Below are 1,946 nucleotides of genomic sequence, written 5' to 3'. Positions count from 1 at the left end.
CCCCCGCCCCGAGGCCCCCCGCCCTGAGGGCAACCGCCCCGCACGCACCCATTTCGAGCGCACCTCTGCCGCGGGCACCGATCCGGAGGGCGCCCAGACTGCGGGCGCCCAGACCGCGGGCAACGTCGCGCTGGTGGTCGGCGCTCAGGGGGTGATCGGCCGCACCCTCGTCGAGCATCTCGCCGGCCTCGGCGACTGGGAGGTCATCGGGGTGTCGCGTCGCGGCGGCCGCCCGGCGCCGCGCGTGCGCCACGTCGCCGTCGACCTGCTCGACCTCGACGCCACCCGGGCCGCGCTCGGCAACCTGCGCGCGGTGACCCACGTGTTCTACGCCGCCTACCAGGAGCGACCGACCTGGGCCGAGCTCGTCGCGCCGAACCTGGCGATGCTGACGAACGTCGTCGAGACCGTCGACGCGGCGAGCCCGGCGCTGCGCCACGTCAGCCTGATGCAGGGTTACAAGGTGTACGGCGCGCACCTCGGCCCGTTCAAGACCCCGGCGCGGGAGTCCGACGCCGGGCACATGCCGCCGGAGTTCAACGTCGACCAGCAGGACTATCTGACCGCCCGCGGTCGGAATGCGGGCTGGAGCTGGTCGGCGATCCGCCCGTCGGTCGTGTGCGGGTTCGCCACGGGCAATCCGATGAACCTCACGATGGTCCTCGCGGTGTACGCCTCGATGTCGAAGGAACTCGGCCTGCCACTGCGCTTCCCGGGCGCGCCGGGGGCCTATGACGCGCTGCTGGAGGTCACCGACGCCGGCCTGCTCGCGAAGGCGACCGTGTGGGCGGCGACCACCGCCGCGTGCGCCGATCAGGCCTTCAACATCAACAACGGTGACCTGTTCCGGTGGAGCGAGATGTGGCCGGCCGTCGGCCGCTATTTCGGCCTGGAGGTCGCCGCGACGCTGCCGATGAGCCTCGAGTCCGTGATGGCGGACAAGGAGGAGCTGTGGAAGACGATGACCGCCCGCCACGGCCTCGCCGGTCACTCCTACCGGGAGGTCTCGTCCTGGCGGTTCGGCGACGCGGTGTTCTCCTGGGACTACGACATGATCGCCGATGGCTCGAAGGCCCGCCGCTTCGGCTTCCACGAGTACGTCGAGACCGAGACGATGTTCTACGCCCTTTTCGACGATCTCCGCCGCCGCCGCGTCATCCCCTGACCGGGAGAGCTGGGTCTGTCCCCCGACAGGACTGTCGCTGCGGCCCGCGTGACGGGCTTGGCTGAACCCGCAGTCGGCTTCAGTAAAAGCGGGGGCTTCCGCTCGGAGGATAGAATCCTGGCGAAACTTATAGAAAGAATATTCGACTTTCGCCGAATTACTGAACTCTACACCGAGCTCGACCTTCGCGGTTAGGTGGCGGCGATCTCCCAAGTCGGCCGGAGGGTGTGGAGTTCTGCGGGCGTCGTCTGCCCGGGGTGAACGGCCTGATATTTGACGGTGATCAGGACGCGGCGGATCTTGTGGAACATGTCGGCGGTGGGGGAATGGGTCTTGGTGGTGTACCCGGGTGCGTGCTGGCGGTGGTCGGCGGCGGCGGGGTGGTAGCCGGCGGTGGCGTTCCCGGCGACGGTGAGGGTCTAGTAGACCGTCGCCACTAATGTTTGGGGTATAGGTGGCGGAGTTTGGTGCGGGCGTCGGCGGTGGTGAAGTGCCAGTGGACTTGGCGCTGGTCGGTGTTGACGGCTGTCTGCCAGGCGGCGAGTTCGGTGTTGAGCACGTCGAGGTCGTCGATGCGGCGGTCGAGGCATTGGCGGGTCAGTGCGGCCAGTTCGATCTCGGCGATGTTGAGCCAGGAGCCGTGTTTGGGGGTGTGGTGGATCTCGAGGCGCCCGGCGAGAGCGAACGCGACGGCGGGGTCGAAGGCCTCGTAGAGCGAGGCGATGCCGTGGGTATTGAGGTTGTCCATGACCAGCACCACCCGCTCGGCGTGGGGGTAGTC

At 68.7% G+C, this 1,946-nt stretch carries 2 protein-coding genes; one reads left to right on the top strand and one right to left on the bottom strand.

Annotated features, from left to right (window positions below; genetic code table 11):
- On the top strand, nt 1-1,165 hold a 1,165-nt coding region (locus FF36_RS31205; protein ID WP_242423010.1), incomplete at its 5' end, for an SDR family oxidoreductase.
- Nucleotides 1,166-1,601: 436 nt separating this feature from the next.
- Here FF36_RS31205 and FF36_RS31200 read toward each other — a convergent pair.
- On the bottom strand, nt 1,602-1,946 hold a 345-nt coding region (locus FF36_RS31200; protein WP_044888804.1), incomplete at its 5' end, for a transposase.

Origin of the sequence: Frankia torreyi (assembly GCF_000948395.1) — a bacterium.
GTDB lineage: Bacteria > Actinomycetota > Actinomycetes > Frankiales > Frankiaceae > Frankia > Frankia torreyi.
The sequence above is the reverse complement of the archived record's forward strand: the minus strand, read 5'-3'. Positions and strand labels throughout refer to the sequence as shown.